Annotated in this window: 17 protein-coding genes; 9 read left to right on the top strand and 8 right to left on the bottom strand. The window is 69.9% G+C overall.

Going from position 1 to position 17,234, the window contains the following annotated elements:
* Positions 1-40: 40 nt before the first annotated feature.
* The gene (locus AC07FA_RS24225) at positions 41-616 is read right to left on the bottom strand and encodes a sigma-70 family RNA polymerase sigma factor (RefSeq protein ID WP_056796454.1); all 576 of its coding nucleotides are present in this window, start codon (positions 614-616) and stop codon (positions 41-43) included.
* A 287-nt stretch (positions 617-903) separates the two neighbouring features.
* Positions 904-1,515 carry a response regulator transcription factor gene (locus AC07FA_RS24220; protein WP_003948568.1) on the bottom strand — a complete coding sequence of 204 codons (612 nt, stop codon included), beginning with the start codon at positions 1,513-1,515 and terminating at the stop codon, positions 904-906.
* 422 nt (positions 1,516-1,937) lie between these two features.
* Here AC07FA_RS24220 and AC07FA_RS24215 point away from each other — a divergent pair, with 422 nt between their 5' ends.
* Entirely contained in the window at positions 1,938-2,267 is a 330-nt protein-coding gene (locus AC07FA_RS24215) for a WhiB family transcriptional regulator (RefSeq protein ID WP_479078132.1), read from the top strand.
* A 98-nt stretch (positions 2,268-2,365) separates the two neighbouring features.
* Here AC07FA_RS24215 and AC07FA_RS24210 read toward each other — a convergent pair whose 3' ends face one another.
* Positions 2,366-3,256: a LysR family transcriptional regulator gene (locus AC07FA_RS24210; protein WP_479078130.1), complete on the bottom strand. Its 891-nt coding sequence runs from the start codon at positions 3,254-3,256 to the stop codon at positions 2,366-2,368.
* An 81-nt stretch (positions 3,257-3,337) separates the two neighbouring features.
* On the opposite strand from AC07FA_RS24210, the gene AC07FA_RS24205 reads away from it, so the two are divergent.
* Together AC07FA_RS24205 and AC07FA_RS24200 are read left to right on the top strand one after the other, a co-directional pair.
* Positions 3,338-4,006: an MOSC domain-containing protein gene (locus AC07FA_RS24205; RefSeq protein ID WP_479078129.1), complete on the top strand. Its 669-nt coding sequence runs from the start codon at positions 3,338-3,340 to the stop codon at positions 4,004-4,006.
* Between the two features lie 78 nt (positions 4,007-4,084).
* Complete coding sequence (locus tag AC07FA_RS24200; RefSeq protein WP_479078128.1) at positions 4,085-4,858, top strand: SDR family NAD(P)-dependent oxidoreductase; 774 nt, start codon at positions 4,085-4,087, stop codon at positions 4,856-4,858.
* 4 nt (positions 4,859-4,862) lie between these two features.
* Here the strand turns inward: AC07FA_RS24200 and AC07FA_RS24195 are convergent, their stop codons facing one another.
* Positions 4,863-6,389 carry a right-handed parallel beta-helix repeat-containing protein gene (locus tag AC07FA_RS24195; RefSeq protein ID WP_479078126.1) on the bottom strand — a complete coding sequence of 509 codons (1,527 nt, stop codon included), beginning with the start codon at positions 6,387-6,389 and terminating at the stop codon, positions 4,863-4,865.
* A gap of 165 nt (positions 6,390-6,554) precedes the next feature.
* Between AC07FA_RS24195 and AC07FA_RS24190 the strand changes: the two genes are divergently transcribed.
* From AC07FA_RS24190 to AC07FA_RS24170, 5 genes are all read left to right on the top strand, one after another.
* Positions 6,555-7,658: a LacI family DNA-binding transcriptional regulator gene (locus AC07FA_RS24190; RefSeq protein WP_479078125.1), complete on the top strand. Its 1,104-nt coding sequence runs from the start codon at positions 6,555-6,557 to the stop codon at positions 7,656-7,658.
* A gap of 135 nt (positions 7,659-7,793) precedes the next feature.
* The gene (locus AC07FA_RS24185; RefSeq protein ID WP_479078123.1) at positions 7,794-9,122 is read left to right on the top strand and encodes an ABC transporter substrate-binding protein; all 1,329 of its coding nucleotides are present in this window, start codon (positions 7,794-7,796) and stop codon (positions 9,120-9,122) included.
* Complete coding sequence (locus tag AC07FA_RS24180) at positions 9,122-10,015, top strand: carbohydrate ABC transporter permease (protein ID WP_479078121.1); 894 nt, start codon at positions 9,122-9,124, stop codon at positions 10,013-10,015. Before AC07FA_RS24185 ends, AC07FA_RS24180 begins: the two co-directional genes overlap by 1 nt.
* Positions 10,012-10,890: a carbohydrate ABC transporter permease gene (locus tag AC07FA_RS24175; protein ID WP_479078120.1), complete on the top strand. Its 879-nt coding sequence runs from the start codon at positions 10,012-10,014 to the stop codon at positions 10,888-10,890. Before AC07FA_RS24180 ends, AC07FA_RS24175 begins: the two co-directional genes overlap by 4 nt.
* Before the next feature lie 35 nt (positions 10,891-10,925).
* Positions 10,926-11,954 (top strand): hydroxyacid dehydrogenase, encoded by a 1,029-nt coding sequence (locus tag AC07FA_RS24170; protein ID WP_479078119.1) that lies wholly within the window; start codon positions 10,926-10,928, stop codon positions 11,952-11,954.
* Positions 11,955-12,030: 76 nt separating this feature from the next.
* On the opposite strand, the gene groL is transcribed toward AC07FA_RS24170, so the two are convergent.
* The 3 genes from groL to AC07FA_RS24155 all read right to left on the bottom strand — a co-directional run bounded on the left by groL (position 12,031) and on the right by AC07FA_RS24155 (position 15,226).
* Positions 12,031-13,653: a chaperonin GroEL gene (gene groL / locus AC07FA_RS24165; protein WP_479078118.1), complete on the bottom strand. Its 1,623-nt coding sequence runs from the start codon at positions 13,651-13,653 to the stop codon at positions 12,031-12,033.
* A gap of 101 nt (positions 13,654-13,754) precedes the next feature.
* On the bottom strand, positions 13,755-14,063 hold the full coding sequence (gene groES / locus AC07FA_RS24160) for a co-chaperone GroES (RefSeq protein ID WP_003966899.1): 309 nt from the start codon (positions 14,061-14,063) through the stop codon (positions 13,755-13,757).
* 221 nt (positions 14,064-14,284) lie between these two features.
* A complete protein-coding gene (locus tag AC07FA_RS24155; protein ID WP_479078116.1) occupies positions 14,285-15,226 on the bottom strand; it encodes a polysaccharide deacetylase family protein in 942 nt (313 codons plus the stop codon).
* A 115-nt stretch (positions 15,227-15,341) separates the two neighbouring features.
* Here AC07FA_RS24155 and AC07FA_RS24150 point away from each other — a divergent pair, with 115 nt between their 5' ends.
* Positions 15,342-16,565, top strand: coding sequence for a THUMP-like domain-containing protein (locus tag AC07FA_RS24150; RefSeq protein ID WP_479078274.1), 1,224 nt, complete (start codon positions 15,342-15,344; stop codon positions 16,563-16,565).
* Here AC07FA_RS24150 and AC07FA_RS24145 read toward each other — a convergent pair.
* On the bottom strand, positions 16,528-17,226 hold the full coding sequence (locus AC07FA_RS24145) for a hypothetical protein (protein ID WP_479078114.1): 699 nt from the start codon (positions 17,224-17,226) through the stop codon (positions 16,528-16,530). The two genes, AC07FA_RS24150 and AC07FA_RS24145, sit on opposite strands and share 38 nt — an antisense overlap.
* Positions 17,227-17,234 lie beyond the last annotated feature (8 nt).

Here is a 17,234-nt window from a genome sequence, read left to right as displayed (position 1 = left end):
GCGGTTCTGTACGTTCCTACGTGAGCGCGGGCGGGCGCGGCTACTGTCCCGCGAGGGCGCGCAGCCTGCTCAGCGCGCGGTGCTGGGCGACGCGGACGGCGCCCGGGGACATCCCCAGCATCTGTCCGGTCTCCTCGGCCGTCAGTCCGACGGCGACCCGGAGGACCAGCAGCTCGCGCTGGTTCTCCGGAAGGTTGGCCAGGAGCTTCTTGGCCCAGGCCGCGTCGCTGCTGAGCAGGGCACGCTCTTCCGGGCCGAGCGAATCGTCGGGCCGCTCCGGCATCTCGTCGGAGGGAACGGCCGTCGACCCGGGGTGCCGCATGGCGGCGCGCTGGAGGTCGGCGACCTTGTGACCCGCGATGGCGAAGACGAAGGCTTCGAAGGGCCGGCCTGTGTCCTTGTACCGGGGCAGCGCCATCAGTACCGCGACACAGACCTCCTGCGCCAGGTCCTCCACGAAGTGACGGGCATCACCGGGCAGCCGGTTCAGCCGGGACCTGCAGTAGCGCAGCGCGAGGGGGTGGACATGCGCCAATAGATCGTGGGTGGCCTGCGCGTCGCCGTCGACGGCACGGTGCACCAGAGCACCGATCACCGTCGTCTCGTCGTCGCGCATCGAACCATGGTGCCTTGGTGCCGCCGGATCTGCGGCACCGCGTCCTGAGTTGTGCACCGAAGCGTTATGAGCGGGTGCGCCGGATGTCATGTCCTGCGCCCTCCCCTTCCGCTCGACCGAATCGTTCCCGAGGAACTCCACGTCTCAAGGATGCGTCATCGGCCGGGAAGCGTCACATATCGCTGGTCGGAGCGGCCGGATCGCGGGCCCGCCACCCCACCGTCACCGTCACCCCGCCCGCCGTTGCGCGGACGGGGGTGGATGCGGCCGTCGGCCGTGGCCCGGTATCAGCGGACCAGGCCCCAGCGGAAGCCGAGCGCCACGGCGTGGGCGCGGTCCGAGGCGCCGAGCTTCTTGAAGAGGCGCCGCGCGTGCGTCTTCACCGTGTCCTCGGAGAGGAACAGCTCGCGTCCGATCTCGGCGTTGGACCGGCCGTGGCTCATGCCTTCGAGCACCTGGATCTCACGCGCGGTGAGCGTCGGCGCGGCACCCATCTCGGCGGACCGCAGCCGGCGCGGGGCGAGACGCCACGTCGGATCGGCCAGGGCCTGCGTCACGGTGGCCCGCAGCTCGGCGCGCGAGGCGTCCTTGTGCAGATAGCCGCGGGCACCGGCGGCGACCGCGAGCGCGACACCGTCCAGGTCCTCGGCGACGGTCAGCATGATGATCCGGGCCCCCGGGTCGGCGGAGAGCAGCCGCCGGACCGTCTCCACACCCCCCAGACCGGGCATGCGTACGTCCATCAGAATCAGATCCGAACGGTCGGCCCCCCAGCGGCGGAGCACTTCCTCGCCGTTGGCCGCCGTCGTCACGCGCTCGACACCGGGCACGGTGGCAACCGCGCGGCGGAGCGCTTCTCGGGCAAGCGGGGAGTCGTCGCAGACGAGGACGGATGTCATGACCGTCCTCCGCAGCTGATGCGCGTCACCTTGAGCCTCCAGGCTGATACAAGTCGTCACCTGTGCGGTTGACCCCCTCGGACATCTGCCCGAGCTCGTTCTTCGTCAACCGCCTCCGCACTCTCAACGATGGTCACTCGAAAGAGTTACGGGTCGGAAGGTCGAGTTCGGCACTCTACGTGAGGGGCCGCACACGGAGGAGAGCGGCGCGGATCGTCCGGGCGTCAACGGAAACTTCACCTAAAGGTATGCCCCATTTAGCGGGTTTTCTTCCCTTTCGAGGGTGTCTGTGGCTAGATTCGCAATCAGTCATATTTACATCTACTAGCACCGTAGATGTACGGTCGGGACTCCGGTCACCGACGATCAACAACGGTCGAGGATGCCGTTTCCGACGCAGCACGGTTTCGAGGGGACAAGCAATGGCAGATTTCTCCCGCCTTCCCGGACCCAATGCAGATCTGTGGGACTGGCAGCTGCTGGCCGCCTGCCGAGGGGTGGACAGCTCGCTGTTCTTCCATCCGGAGGGTGAGCGCGGGGCGGCCCGGAGCGCTCGCGAGACCTCAGCGAAAGAGGTGTGCATGCGCTGCCCGGTACGGGCCGAGTGTGCGGCACACGCCTTGGCGGTACGGGAGCCCTACGGCGTGTGGGGCGGCCTGACCGAGGACGAGCGCGAAGAGCTCATGGGCCGGGCGCGCAACCGGCTGATCACGGCCCACTCGGGCCTCGCGGCCGGGCCCGGACACGCCTGACACCGGCGCCCCCACCCAGACAGAGAAACGTTTCTTCGTGAACGTTTCCCCACACATCCACCGACGCGGGCAGCTTCAGGCCCATGGGGCTGCCCGCTTCAGCGCGCGGCAGCCAGGGACAGCTGGTCCAGGGTGGCCGCCACCGCAGGCACCTGGGCCAGGTCCGGGAGGGTCAGCGCGACGATCTCGCGCTCGATGGCGGGTTCGACCGTGACGGTCCGGGCCCCCTTCGGGCGTACCGACTCGATGGCGAGCTCCGGCAGGACGGCCACTCCGAGGCCCGCCCCCACCAGTCCGACCACCGCGGGGTAGTCGTCGGTGGCGAAGTCGATCCGGGGGGTGAAGCCGGACGCCTCGCAGACCTCCACGAGCTGCCGGCGGCAGCGGGGGCAGCCCGCGATCCACGGCTCGTCGGCCAGCTCCGCGATACCCACGGCCGCCGCGCCCGCCAGCCGGTGCCCCTCGGGGACCAGCCCGATCAGCCGGTCGGCCAGCAGCGGGCGGACGACCAGGTCGTCCCATTCGCCGCCCGACGCCCCGTAACGGAACGCCAGCGCGATGTCGCAGTCGCCGTCCCGGAGCATCTCCACCGAGCGCGGCGGCTCCGCCTCGACGAGCGAGACCCGGGTGCCCGGGTGGGCGGCGCGCAGGGCCGCGAGCGCGCCCGGTACCAGGGTGGAACTGCCGCTGGGGAACGAGACGAGCCGGACCCGGCCCGCCCGCAGTCCGGCGATCGCGGCGACCTCCTCCTCGGCGGCGGTCAGTCCGGCGAGGATGCCCGACGCATGACGCACCAGGGCCTCGCCCGCCTGGGTGAGCCTCATCTCGCGGCCCGTGCGGATCAGCAGCGTGGTCCCCGCCGATGCCTCCAGGGCCTTCATCTGCTGGCTGACCGCGGGCTGGGTGCAGCCCAGTTCACGCGCGGCGGCGGAGAACGAACCGGTCGTGGACACGGCGCGCAGGACTCGGAGATGACGGGCTTCGATCACCCTTCCACCATAAGCGACTCTTGTAGCAGGTGCGAATAATTGCTGTGCGTCTTTGGGTGACGACTCGCTAGCGTGTACGCCATGAAGCTGCTGACCGTGAACCTGGGCCGCCCCAGGGCGTCCGAACACACCAATGGCCCTGATGGCCTCACCGGTATCGACAAGCACCCGGCCGATGGCCCCGTACAGGTCTCGGACCCGGGCCCCAAGGGAAGCGGCGGCAGCGGCCTGGCGGGTGACGCGGTGTGCGATCTGCGGCATCACGGGGGCACGGACCAGGCGGTGTACGCCTTCGCGCGCGAGGAGCTCGACGCCTGGGAGGCGGTGCTCGGCCGGGACCTGGCCAACGGTGCGTTCGGGGAGAACCTCACGACCCTGGGGATCGATGTGAGCGGGGCCAGGATCGGGGAACGCTGGCGGATCGGCTCCGCCCTCGTCCTGGAGGTGACCACGGGGCGCATTCCGTGCCGTACGTTCGCCGGTCATCTCGGTGAGAAGGGGTGGGTCAAGCGGTTCACCCAGGAGGCGGCACCCGGCGCGTATCTGCGGGTACTGGAACCGGGGACGATCAGCGCCGGGGACCCGATCGAGATAGTGCACCGGCCGGACCACGACGTCACCGTCTCCCTGGTGTTCCGGGCCGTCACGACCGAGCGGAAGCTGTTGTCCCAACTGCTCGCGGCGGGGGACGCGCTGCACCCCGAGGCCCTGCGTGACGCACGGGCGTACGTGGAGAAGCACGGGGTCTGACGGCCGACGGCCGCAGGAGTTGACGGGGGTTGCGGACTCGTCGGCCGCGGGCGCACGCGGGGCACTAACGTGCCGCGTATGACGACTGCACTGATTACAGGCGCGACGGCGGGGATCGGGGCCGCCTTCGCGCGGCGGCTCGCGGGCGAGGGACACAACCTGGTGCTGGTGGCCCGGGACACCGAGCGGCTGCGGGTACAGGCCACCGAACTGCACGACCGGCACGGCATCGAGGCCGAGGTCCTGACGGCCGACCTCTCCCAGGACACGGGGATCGCGGCGGTCGAGGCCCGGCTCGGGGACCGCCACCAGGCTGTCGACCTCCTGGTCAACAACGCCGGGTTCGGCAACAAGGGGCGCTACCTGGAGGTCTCCATGGCCGATGAGCTGGCGATGCTGAAGGTGCACTGCGAGGCGGTGCTGCGGCTTACGTCCGCCGCCGCCGCCGGGATGAAGGAGCGCGGGCGCGGCGGAGTCATCAACGTGGCCTCCGTCGCCGCCTTCGTGCCGCGCGGGACGTACGGAGCGTCCAAGGCGTGGGTCGTGCAGTTCACCCAGGGAGCGGCCAGGGACCTGTCCGGGTCGGGGGTGCGGCTGATGGCCCTGTGCCCCGGGTTCGTACGGACGGAGTTCCACGAGCGGGCCGGAATGGGTACGGACAGCATCCCCGGCTGGATGTGGCTCGACGCCGACAAGCTGGTGACGAGCGCGCTCTCGGATCTGGCGCGCGGCAGGACCGTGTCGGTGCCGGACGCCCGGTACAAGGCGCTCATGGGTCTGGTGAAGGTGGCGCCTCGCGGCCTGCTCGGAGGTGTCAGCTCCCGGACAGGCCGCAAGTACGGTCCCCAGTAGGGCGTTACGGAAGCCCGGGGCCTTCGTAGGCGCCCAGGTTCGGGGCGGTGTCCGGCAGCGGGTTGCCGAAGTAGTCCTTGCCGCCGTTGTCCTCGACGACGGCCCCGGCGCCGATCGCGGGGGAGCCCGTGCCGAGCCTCCAGTCCTCGCGCAGCAGCGGGTTCACGGTGATGCCGCCGGGGTTGGGGCGGGTCATCGTGATGCCGTGGAAGGCGTTGTGGTCGAAGGACAGACCCGGGGTGGGGTTGGTGAAGCCGTATCCGCCGGTGCCTTCGCTGACGAAGACGTTGTTGCGGATGGACTGCTCGTGGACGGTGGCGGACGGGTTGCCGTTGTCGTCCTGCACCAGATAGGCGGGGATCTTCTCCTTGTTGTAGAAGGAGTTGTTGTAGATCTGGGTGTTGAGGATGGGGCCCCAGCAGTTCTGGAAGAGCCGGGCCCCGTCGTTGCGGCTGACGTTGTACCGGACGACCGTGTTGAGGGTCTTGGCACCGCTGTACGGGCAGACCAGCAGGAAGCCGCCCTTGTTGTCGTGGCTGTAGTTGTACTGGAAGACCGTGTGGTTGGAGGCGCCATCGGCATCGAAGGACATGCCGTCGTGGGTGTTTCCGCCACCCGAGACCTCGTTGTACTCCACGGTCGTGTCGTCGGTGTTGAAGGTCCAGATGCCCGCGTTGGCGGAGGGCGAGCGCAGTTGGAAGCCGTCGATGCGGTTGTGGTCGACGCGGGCGCCCGCGGTGGTGTCCAGCTTCATGCCGTCGCCGGCCAGCGACCTGAGGGTGTTGTGGTGGATACGCACGCCGGTGGACGGGGTCCAGGCGCCCGGGTAGACGTTCGGGTCCTGCTGGTTGCCGACCAGCGCGCGCTTGGAGAACGTCGACTTGAAGTAGATGCCCTCCCGGTCGACGTCCTCGATGAGGTTGTGGTGGATGTCGACCCCGTCGTACCTGCTGGCCTTCGCGGTGCCCTGGACAGCCACGTGAATGGCGCTGGAACCGGTGACGGTCTTGTAGTCGCCGCCGCGCACGTCATGGATGTACAGGTGGTCGATCTCGAATCCGCGGGCCGTGCCGTAGTCCGTCAGACGCAGCCGTACGGCGTTGCGTTCGCTGCCGGGGTTCGCGGCGTTGGTGATCTCCAGCCTGGTCAGCCGGACGTGTTCGGTGTCGGCGAGGAGCACGGCATCGTGGGCGCCCGCCCCGTCGATCTTCGCGCGCCGGGGGCTGTCGCCGTAGTCGGCGATGGTGAAGGGGGCGTCGGCCGCGCCCGCGCCCCGGGGAGCGAGCGTCCCGGTGCAGGTGGTGCCGCGCTTGAAGAGCAGCCGGTCGCCCGGGCCGTACGTGGCGGCGTTGGCCTCGGCGAGGGTCGTCCAGGGGCGCCGCGCGCTTCCGTCCCCACCCTGCGCGGTGGCGGAGCAGTCGACGCGGAAGGTGCGGCCCGCGGGCGCGGCCTGCGCGGCGCTCTGGGCCGTGGCCGTCAGACCGGCGGCGGTCAGGGCGGCGAGCACTGCCGCGGTGAGGCGATGTCTCACAATTCCTCCGTACGAAGAGTCAGAGTCGGATCGGACCGGCATCGCCCGGAATCCTGGACTCGCACTGATCGAACGTCAATGGAAAGCGTTTGAATGATCGAAACTCCCGTCGTTCGATCATTGTGGTCTAGGGTCGGGGACACCTAAGTCGAGGGGACTGCTGCCGTGCGCGAAAGTGCTGCTGAACGTCATGACCGCCTGCTCGGGCTGGTACGGGAACGGGGCTCCGCCCGCGTCTCCGATCTCGCCTCCCGGCTGGGGGTCTCACCCGTCACGGTGCGCCGGGACGTGGAGGACCTCGCGGGCCGGGGCCTGCTCGACCGGGTGCACGGCTCGGTCTCCTGGCCGCAGGACCGTACGGCCGCGGCGCCCGAGGGCGTGGGCGGGGCGGGCGGCGGGCTGGTTCTCGGCATGCTCGCGCCCTCCGCGACGTACTACTTCGCCGAAGTGATCCGCGGGGCGCACGAGGCGGCGGCTCGCTCCGGTGCCCGGCTGATCCTGCGGATCTCGGACTACCGGCCCGAGGAGGACCACGCCCGCACCCAGGGTCTGCTCGCCGCCGGCGCCGAAGGGGTGCTGGTCGCGCCCGGCTGGCGGCGGCCCGGGGACCCGGCGGCGTTCGGCGACTGGATCACCTCGCTGCCCGTGCCCACGGTGCTCATCGAACGGCAGCCCGCCGCCGGCTCGCCGCTGGACGCCCTGGACCGCGTCTGCTCGGACCACCGGCACGGAGTGCTGCTCGCCCTGCGTCACCTGGTGGGTCTGGGTCACGGGGCGCCGCTTCTGATGGCCCGCGCCGACTCACCGACAGCCGTCGCGGTGCGGTCCGGGTACGAGGAGGCGCTCGCCGTACTGGGGCTGCGCGCACCGCAGGACGTGATCGGTTCCGTACCGGCCGACCAGGCGCCGGACGCCTTCGAGGAGGCCGTGCAGGCCCTGCGCGAGGCGGTGGTCTCCGGGGTGGCGACCGCGGCCCTGATCCATAACGACGTGGACGCCATCCAGGTGGTGCAGCGCCTGGCCGAGCTCGGCGTCCGCGTGCCGCAGGACCTGGCGCTCATCGCCTACGACGACGAGGTGGCGGCGCTCGCGGACACCCCCCTCACCGCCGTGGCACCGCCCAAGCGGGACGTGGGAAGGCATGCCACGGAGCTGCTGGTGGAACGCCTCACGCAGGCCCGGGACACCGGTGCCGGGCCGCCCCGGCGCCATCTGACGCTGCTCCCGCAGCTCCGGGTCCGGAGCTCGTGCGGTGACCCCCTGACGTAACCCTCCGGGCCTCTTCCGTACATAACCGTTCTGATCTTTTTTCGATCAATCAATCTTTCGCTCTTGACTTCGGTCACCACTGGTTCAAGGATCACGGCCAACGCCCCATGTCGCCGCCTGTTCAGGAGCCTCGCTGTGAGCCGCAGTTGGAGCAGAACGTCCCACGTCATAGTCGGTGCCGCCACCGCCCTCGCCGTTCTCACGGCGTGCGGCGGCAGCGGTGAGGACGAAGCCGCACCCGGAAGCGACGGCAAGCCCGTCAGCATCACCTTCTGGGGCTGGGCGAAGGGATCGAAGGAAGTCGTTGACGCGTTCAACGCCTCGCACAAGAACGTCAAGGTCGTCTACGAGGAGATCCCGTCCGGTAACGCGGGCGGTTACGCCAAGATCTCCAACGCGGTGAAGGCGGGCAACGCCCCCGACCTCGTCAGCATCGAGTACCCGCAGCTGCCCGAGTTCGTCAGCCAGGGCGCGGTCCAGGACATCAGCGCGTACGTCACCGGCGACATCAAGAAGAAGCTCCTTCCGCAGGCGGTGGAACTGACCACGCTCGGCGGCAAGAACTGGGCCGTCCCGTTCGACGCCTCGCCGCAGGCGTTCTACTACCGCAAGGACCTCTTCGAGAAGTACGGCGTCGAGGTGCCCAAGACCTGGGACGACTTCCGCAAGGCCGCCGAGAAGGTCAAGCGGGCCGACAAGAAGGCCCGCATCGGCACCTTCTTCCCCGACGACCCGACCACCTTCCAGGCGATGGCCTGGCAGGCCGGGGCGCAGTGGTACAAGGCCGAGGGCGACACCTGGAAGGTGAACACCACCGACCCGGCGACCACGAAGACCGCCGACTACTGGCAGGGCCTGCTCGACGACGACCTGATCAGGGCCAACGCCTCGTTCAGCCCGGAGTGGACCAACTCGCTCAAGAGCGGCGGCACGGTCGGCTACCTCGGGGCCGCCTGGGGCGCCGGCGTCCTGAAGGGCACGCTGCCCGAGCAGAGCGGCAAGTGGGCGGTCGCGCCGATGCCCAGCTGGGACGGCACACCGTCGAGCGGCATGCTCGGCGGGTCCACCTTCGCCGTGTCGAAGAACAGCAGGAAGGCCGAGGCCGCCGTCGAGTTCGCCACCTGGATGTCGACCACACCGGAGGGCATCAAGGCCCGTATCGCGTCCGGCACATCGAGTGCCTTCCCGGCCGCGGCCGAGCTGCGCCCGGTGGCGAAGGCCGCCTTCGACGCGAGTTACTACGGCGGCACGGACATCTACCAGGTCTTCGAGGGCGCCGCGACGTCCATCCGGCCCGACTGGGCCTGGGGCCCCACGACCGGCACCTCCAACACGATCATCAAGGACCAGTTCGGCAAGGTCGCGAGCGGCGACACGACGATCGCCGAAGCGGTGAAGGCCGGCCATGACGCCACGGTCGCCGAGCTCAAGAAGCGCGGCCTGAAGGTCGAGGACGCCGGCTGATGAAGCGCGCCCGGACAACCAGAGCCGCCGCAATCCTGCTGGGCCCGTTCTTCGCACTGTTCACCGTGGTCATGGTGGTGCCGATCGGTTACGCGGTCTGGCTCAGCCTGTTCACCGAGAAGCAGTCCGGACTGGGCTTCGGCGGCACCGAGACCGTGTTCAGCGGCCTCGACAACTACGCGGCGGCGCTGGGTGACCGGGCCTTCCGCGAGGGCTTCGCCGTCCTGCTCGGATACTGCCTCTTCTACATTCCGCTGCTGCTCGTCGGAGCCCTCGCACTCGCTCTGCTGCTGGACTCCACACTCGCCCGCGCGCGCCGGTTCTTCCAGCTCGCGCTCTTCCTCCCGCACGCCGTGCCGGGCATCATCGCCGCGCTGATCTGGGTCTACCTCTACACGCCCCAGCTCAGCCCGGTGGTCAGCGCCATGGAGTCCGGGGGAATCGGCTTCGACTTCTTCTCCTCCGAAGGCGCCCTTCCCTCCATCGTCAACATCGCGCTGTGGGAGTGGCTCGGCTACAACATGGTGATCTTCTACGCCGCGCTCCAGGCCGTCGACCGCTCCGTGCTCGAAGCGGCCACGGTGGACGGCGCCGGGGCCTGGCGGATCGCCTTCTCCATCAAGGTGCCGCTGATCCGCGCCTCGGTCGCGATGGTCGCACTGTTCACGGTCATCGGCTCGCTCCAGCTCTTCACCGAGCCGCTGATCCTCAACAAGGGAACCGGCTCCGCCGTCTCCTCCACCTGGACGCCGAACATGTACGCGTACACCGCGGCCTTCGAACGCAACGACTACGGGCTCGCCGCCGCCGCCTCCATCCTGCTGGCCCTCACCGCCGCGCTGCTGTCCTTCGTCGTCACCCGCTTCACCGGACGCAAGGGCAGGAAGGCATGAACTCCTCAAGCTCCTCCACAGCTCCCTCGAAAGCTCCCCCGACCCGCTGGATGTCGAAGACCGCCGTCAACGGCTTCCTGCTGCTCGCCGTCGTCTACATGCTCTTCCCGCTCGTCTGGCTGGTCACCGCCGCCACGAAGGACACCGGCGACCTCCTCGCCGGCAACGCCTTCTCCTTCGACGGCTTCAAGCTCGGCGAGAACCTGTCGGGCCTCGCCGCCTACGGGGACGGCATCTACTTCCGCTGGTACGTCAACAGCCTGCTATACGCGGGCGGCGGGGCGCTCGTCTGCTCCCTGATCTGCGTCGCCGCGGGCTACGCCTTCAACACGTACGAATTCCGGGGCAAGGAGAAGCTGTTCGGCCTCGTCCTGATGGGTGTGCTGGTGCCGACCACCGCGCTCGCCCTGCCGATGTATCTCCTGGCCTCGAAGACCGGACTGGTCAACACCTACTGGTCGGTGCTGATCCCCGTACTGGTCAACCCGTTCGGTGTGTATCTCGCGCGGGTCTTCTGCTCGGGATACATCCCGAACGAGGCACTGGAGGCCGCCCGGATCGACGGCGCGGGTGAGCTGCGCACCTTCTGGTCGATCGGTCTGCGCATGGTCATGCCGGGCTTCGTGACGGTCTTCCTCTTCCAGTTCACCGCGATCTGGAACAACTTCTTCCTCCCCCTGGTGATGCTTTCGGACCGCGAGCTCTTCCCGCTGAGCCTCGGCCTCTACTCCTGGAACACCAACACCCATGGCGAGCCGAGCTTCTATCCGCTCGTCGTCACCGGTTCCCTCCTCGCCGTCATCCCCCTGATCGTCGCCTTCGTCTCACTGCAACGGCACTGGAAGGCGGGACTGACGGCCGGAAGTGTCAAGTGACCGTCAGGCGAGCCTCAGAGGAGTCGAGTTCCACCATGCACCACGCCACTGACAACCGGCCCCGCGCTCTGCTGGCGATGGGGCCCGGCATCGCCGGCCGGCTGTTCGCGGAACGCCACCGCACCAGGCTGGCCGCCCTCACCCGCACGGACCCCGGCCTCGTCGCCCACGATCTGGCCGCCCCCGGCCCGGAGGTGGCCGCCGCGCTCGCCGAGGCGGACGTGCTCCTCACCTGCTGGGGCGCCACCCCGCTGACCGCGGAGATCCTGGCCGCCGCCCCTCGGCTGCGCGCCGTCGTGCACGCGGCCGGGTCCGTCAAGCACCACATCACCGACGCCTGCTGGGAACGCGGCATCGCCGTCACCTCGGCGGCCAACGCCAACGCCCTGCCCGTCGCCGAGTTCACCCTCGCCGCGATCCTCTTCGCCAACAAGCGGGTCCTGCACGCCGCCCAGCGCTACCGCGCGCTGCGGGCCGACCACGACTGGCTCCGGGACCTCGACGCCAGCGGCAACTACCGCCGTACGGCCGGAATCATCGGCGCGTCCCGGATCGGCCGCCGGGTGATCGAGCTGCTGCGCCCGTTCGACCTGGACGTGCTGCTCTACGACCCGTACGTCTCCCCCGCCGAGGCCACCGCCCTCGGAGTGCGGGCGGTGACGCTGCCGGAGCTGTGCGCCCGCAGCTCGGTGGTCTCCGTCCACGCTCCCCAGCTGCCCGAGACGCGCCACCTCATCGGGGCGGCGGAGCTGGCGCTGATGCCGGCGGGGGCGACGCTGATCAATACGGCGCGCGGTTCTCTGGTCGACGAGGACGCGTTGCTCGCGGAGCTGGTGAGCGGGCGGCTGCACGCGGTGCTGGATGTGACGGAGCCCGAACTTCCGGTGCCGGATTCCCCGTTGTACGACCTGCCGAACGTCCTGCTCACTCCACATGTCGCGGGCTCGCTGGGCAACGAGCTGCACCGCATGGCGGATCAGGCGCTGGACGAGCTGGAACGCTTCGCCCAGGGACGGCCGTTCGCGGACCAGGTGACTCCGGAGGCGCTGGGCCACTCGGCGTGACCCGCCCCCGGAAAGCACTGAGGCCCGGTACCCCCGCGACGGGGGTACCGGGCCTCAGTGGTGTACCGGGTGCGTACTAGTGGGAGTGCCCGTGGCCGTGGCCGGCCTCGGCCTCGTCGTCGGCCGGCTTCTCGACGACCAGGGTCTCGGTCGTGAGCAGCAGCGACGCGATGGACGCGGCGTTCTCCAGGGCGGAGCGGGTGACCTTGACCGGGTCGATGACGCCGGCCTTCACCAGGTCGCCGTACTCGCCGGTCGCGGCGTTGAAGCCCTGGCCCTTGTCGAGCTCGGCGACCTTGGAGGTGATGACGTAACCCTCCAGGCCGGCGTTCTCGGCGATCCAGCGCAGCGGCTCGACGGCGGCGCGGCGCACGACCGCGACACCGGTGGCCTCGTCGCCGGTCTTGCCGAGGTTGCCCTCGAGGACCTTGACGGCGTGGACCAGAGCGGAGCCACCACCGGAGACGATGCCCTCCTCGACCGCGGCGCGGGTCGCGGAGATGGCGTCCTCCAGACGGTGCTTCTTCTCCTTGAGCTCCACCTCGGTGGCGGCACCGACACGGATCACGCACACGCCGCCGGCCAGCTTCGCGAGGCGCTCCTGGAGCTTCTCGCGGTCCCAGTCGGAGTCCGTGGAGTCGATCTCGGCCTTGATCTGGTTGACCCGGCCCTTGACGTCGGCGGAGTCGCCGCCGCCGTCGACGATGGTCGTGTCGTCCTTGGAGACGGTGACGCGGCGGGCGGTGCCCAGCACGTCGAGACCGGCCTGGTCGAGCTTGAGGCCGACCTCTTCGGCGATGACGGTCGCACCGGTGAGGGTGGCGATGTCGCCGAGCATGGCCTTGCGGCGGTCACCGAAGCCCGGGGCCTTCACCGCGACGGCGTTGAAGGTGCCACGGATCTTGTTGACGACCAGGGTCGACAGGGCTTCGCCCTCGACGTCCTCGGCGATGATCAGCAGCGGCTTGGAGCCACCCGACTGGATGACCTTCTCCAGCAGCGGGAGCAGCTCCTGGATGGAGCCGATCTTGCCCTGGTGGATCAGGATGTACGGGTCGTCGAGGACGGCCTCCATACGCTCCTGGTCGGTCACCATGTACGGCGAGAGGTAACCCTTGTCGAAGGCCATGCCCTCGGTGAACTCGAGGTCCAGACCGAAGGTGTTGGACTCCTCGACGGTGATGACACCGTCCTTGCCGACCTTGTCCATCGCGTCCGCGATGAGCTCGCCGACCTGGGTGTCCTGCGCGGAGAGCGCGGCCACGGCGGCGATGTCGGACTTGTCGTCGATCGGGCGGGCGGTCGCGAGGAGCTCCTCGGACACGGCCTTGACCGCGGCGTCGATGCCCTTCTTCAGGGCGGCCGGGGAGGCGCCCGCGGCGACGTTGCGCAGACCCTCGCGGACGAGCGCCTGGGCCAGGACGGTGGCGGTGGTGGTGCCGTCACCCGCTACGTCGTTGGTCTTGGTCGCCACCTCCTTCACCAGCTGGGCACCGAGGTTCTCGAACGGGTCGTCGAGCTCGACCTCGCGCGCGATGGTGACACCGTCGTTGGTGATGGTGGGAGCGCCGAACTTCTTGTCGATGACGACGTTGCGGCCCTTGGGGCCGATCGTCACCTTCACCGTGTCGGCAAGCTTGTTGACGCCGCGCTCAAGGGCGCGACGGGCGTCCTCGTCGAACTTCAGAGTCTTCGCCATGGGCTGTTTTCTGTCCTCTCAAAACGAACTGCGCCCCAGACCACCCGGCTAGTTATTTCGCAGGGGGCCAGGGGCGCAGAACAGAAGCAAACGTGGGTGAATTACTTCTCGACGATCGCGAGCACGTCGCGAGCCGAGAGGACGAGGTACTCCTCGCCGTTGTACTTCACCTCGGTGCCGCCGTACTTGCTGTACAGGACGACGTCGCCGGTCTTGACGTCGAGCGGAAGGCGCTCGCCGTTCTCGAAGCGGCCCGGGCCCACGGCCAGGACGACGCCCTCCTGGGGCTTCTCCTTGGCGGTGTCGGGAATGACCAGGCCGGAGGCCGTGGTCTGCTCGGCGTCGAGCGGCTGGACCACAATGCGGTCCTCAAGCGGCTTGATCGCAACCTTGGAGCTGGTGGTCGACACGATCCGGTCTCCCCCTTCGGAGATCTCACGGGGTTTAACAGTCTTTGGGGTGGCGACCAGGTCGATCCGTCGTCGCGGGTGCCGGACCTGCCCTGTCGCGCGGTGGTGCTGGCACTCTCCAGTGGGGAGTGCCAGCACTGAGACTATGACCGCGATTAGCACTCGGTCAAGCGGAGTGCCAATTCACCACCCCCGCGTGGCGGACCGGCCGCTCTCCCGTGTCAGACGTAGTCCTCCAGTCTGGCGACCGCGTACCCCTTGTCCGTGATCGTCTTCATGACCCGTCGGATCATGTCCGGCATGGAGCCCTTCCAGTCCCCGGGCCCCCGGAAGTGGGTGAGGATGATGTCGCCCGGGTGCAGGTCACGGTCCCACTCGCGCCATTCCATGTGGTCGGGGAACGCCTCCGAGGACCACAGCGGCACCGCCTTGATGCCGCAGGACTTGGCGATGCGCAGGGTGTCGCGGTTGTAGTTGCCGTACGGCGGCCGGAAGAGCGTGGGCCGTTTCCCGAAGTGCTTCGCGATCTTGTCCTGCTGGCCGCAGATCTCCCGCTTCTGCTCGGCGTACGACAGACCGGGCATATAGCGGTGGTTCAGCGTGTGGTTGCTGAGGGTGACACCGCGGGCCTGCATCTTCTTGAAGTAGCCGTAGTCCTCCCTGACCAGGTAGTCACTGAGGAAGGCGCTGTACGGGATGCCGAGCTCCGTCATCATCCGCAGCAGCGCGGGGTCCTTCTCGGCCCCGTCGTCCATCGTCAGGAAGACGATCTTCTCCTTGGTCGGCACGGTGGTGAAAACGGGCGGCAGCGCGTCCCCGCCGGTGACCTCGAAGCCCTTGCGGGTGGTGATGCGCGGCTTGGCGGCCGGGGGCTCGGGGGCGATCAGCGGGACCTTCGCCAGCCGCCACTTCCTGGCCGCCGCGACCCGCGCCGCCTGCTTCCGCTTCAGCTTCTCCGCGTACACGGACAGCGCCCCGGCCGGCGCCTCCTTCAGCGCGGGCGGCCCCTCCCGGCCCGCGGCGGGCGCCGCCGGATGCTTTCCGCCTGCGGCACTGTCCGCGCCTTCGGCGGCGCACCCGGAGGCGACGGCGGTGACGAGGAGGGCGATCAGGACCGCACGGACCGGCTCACGGAGGAGGCGGCCGGTTCCGTGCCGCTTCATGGCGGATTCTTCCGTTTGTCGTACTAGCTGCATGGCGCCGCATCCTGCCAGTGCGTGCCCGGACGCCGGGCCCGACACCGCCGCCGGGCCCGCCCGGTCCCCCGGCTGGCTCACAATGGGCCGGGTGAACGCTCTCCCGCCCTCCGATGCCCCCGACCCGCTCGCCGGCTTCCATGCCCTGCTCGCCCCCGAGGGCGCGGCGCTCCTGGCCGAGCTGCGCGACCACGACCCCGCCCGGGAACTGGCCACCGCGACCCGGCTGCGCCGCAGCCACCCGGCCGACCTGGTGTCGGCGGCCCTGGGGCAGGCCCGGCTGCGGCAGCGGGCGGTCGCGAAGTTCGGCGCCGAGGACGCGTACCGGATGTTCTTCACCCCCAACGGTGTCGAGCAGGCCACCCGCACCTCGGTCGCCGGCTACCGGGCACAGCGGTTCGCCGGACTCGGGGTACGGAGTGTGGCCGACCTGTGCTGCGGCATCGGCGGCGACGCGATCGCGCTGGCGCGTGCGGGCATCGCGGTGCTGGCCGTCGACCGCGACCCGCTGACCGCCGAGGTCGCCCGCGCCAACGCCGCGGCGCTCGGCCTGGAGGCGCTGATCGAGGTGCGGTGCGCCGATGTCACCGAGACCGACACCGCTCCGTACGACGCGGTCTTCGTCGATCCGGCCCGGCGCGGCGGCCGCGGCCGGATCTTCGACCCGGAGGCGTACTCGCCCCCGCTGTCCTGGGCGACCGCGGCCGCGCTGAAGGCCCCCCGCGCCGCGCTGAAGATCGCCCCCGGCGTCCCGCACGAGGCGATCGGGCCGCGGGCCGAGGCCGAGTGGATCTCGGACGGTGGCGATGTGAAGGAGGCGGTGCTCTGGTTCGGCGAGGGCTTCGCACCCGGCTCGTTCCGGGCGACACTGCTCCCGGCGGGCGCCACCCTGACGGCCCCGGCCCCGCTGCCCGCCCCGCCCGTCGGCCCCGTCGGCCGCTATCTGTACGAACCCGACGGCGCCGTCATCCGCGCGCATCTGGTCGCCGGCATCGTGGACCGGTGCGGCGGCCGGCTGTTCGACGAGATGATCGCGTACGTCACGAGTGACGAGGTGTACGACTCCCCGTACACGACGGCGTACGAGATCACCGACGAACTCCCGTTCAACATGAAGAAGCTCAAGGCCCTGCTGCGGGAGCGGGAGGTCGGCGTCCTGACCGTCAAGAAGCGCGGCTCCGCGGTCGAACCGGAGGAGCTGCGCCGGAAGATGAAACTCCAGGGGCCGAACGCGGCGACCGTGTTCCTGACCCGGGTGGCGGGGGCGCCTACGATGCTGGTCGGTCAGCCCCTGAAGCGGCCCTGACCGGCGGTTCGGCGGGCGTCCCGGGCGTCCCGGGCGTCCCGGGCGTCCCGACGAGCACCCGGAGCACCCAGCGGCGGTGCGCGAACGCCTTGACCACGCCGATCAGGCCGGTCAGCCAGGAGATGAGACCGAGGCCCATGAACAGGGCCACCTCCCCGTACGTCTCCTCGCCCGCCTCCGCGCCCGCCGGGACGACCACACACACGTACAGGCCGAGGGCGCACAGCGCGAAGGACGTCAGCATCCAGAGGAGGCTGACGCCGGGAATCCGCAGCCGCAGATCGCCCGCCGGGTCACGGGCCAGCGCGCCCCACTGGACGAGCAGCCTGCGGACCTGGCGGTCCCGGCCGAGCCCGACGGCGACGAACGCGACCGACGGCACCAGCAGGCAGGCGCCGATGGCGAAACCGACCAGGCCCAGCATCGCGGCGAACGGGTCGTCGGGCTCCTGGAACGAGACGATCGCCCCGCCCACGAACGACCAGCCGAGCGCCGCCAGCATCCCCCACAGCCACAGCGTCGCGAGCCGCGCGTGCCCCAGGTGCATCCTGACCAACGCGCCGAGAACCACCGCCCGGTCGGTCAGCATCGCCTGCCGGTCGGGCCAGGAGCGCAGCTCCACGGGGGGCGGGGGCGGGGGAAGCGGTGAACGACGTGGCATGGCCCAGA

It is taken from the genome of Streptomyces sp. NPDC045968 (assembly GCF_056430475.1).
Note: the sequence above shows the minus strand (reverse complement) of the source record. Positions and strands in the feature narration are given on the sequence as shown.

Coding starts and splice junctions, on each gene's coding strand:
- AC07FA_RS24220 (WP_003948568.1), bottom strand. CDS start 1,515: ATGACATCCGTCCTCGTCTGCGACGACTCCCCGCTTGCCCGAGAAGCG.
- AC07FA_RS24200 (WP_479078128.1), top strand. CDS start 4,085: ATGACGACTGCACTGATTACAGGCGCGACGGCGGGGATCGGGGCCGCC.
- AC07FA_RS24155 (WP_479078116.1), bottom strand. CDS start 15,226: ATGAAGCGGCACGGAACCGGCCGCCTCCTCCGTGAGCCGGTCCGTGCG.
- AC07FA_RS24180 (WP_479078121.1), top strand. CDS start 9,122: ATGAAGCGCGCCCGGACAACCAGAGCCGCCGCAATCCTGCTGGGCCCG.
- AC07FA_RS24205 (WP_479078129.1), top strand. CDS start 3,338: ATGAAGCTGCTGACCGTGAACCTGGGCCGCCCCAGGGCGTCCGAACAC.
- AC07FA_RS24175 (WP_479078120.1), top strand. CDS start 10,012: ATGAACTCCTCAAGCTCCTCCACAGCTCCCTCGAAAGCTCCCCCGACC.
- AC07FA_RS24215 (WP_479078132.1), top strand. CDS start 1,938: ATGGCAGATTTCTCCCGCCTTCCCGGACCCAATGCAGATCTGTGGGAC.
- groL (WP_479078118.1), bottom strand. CDS start 13,653: ATGGCGAAGACTCTGAAGTTCGACGAGGACGCCCGTCGCGCCCTTGAG.
- AC07FA_RS24225 (WP_056796454.1), bottom strand. CDS start 616: ATGCGCGACGACGAGACGACGGTGATCGGTGCTCTGGTGCACCGTGCC.
- AC07FA_RS24150 (WP_479078274.1), top strand. CDS start 15,342: ATGGGCCGGGTGAACGCTCTCCCGCCCTCCGATGCCCCCGACCCGCTC.
- AC07FA_RS24145 (WP_479078114.1), bottom strand. CDS start 17,226: ATGCCACGTCGTTCACCGCTTCCCCCGCCCCCGCCCCCCGTGGAGCTG.
- AC07FA_RS24170 (WP_479078119.1), top strand. CDS start 10,926: ATGCACCACGCCACTGACAACCGGCCCCGCGCTCTGCTGGCGATGGGG.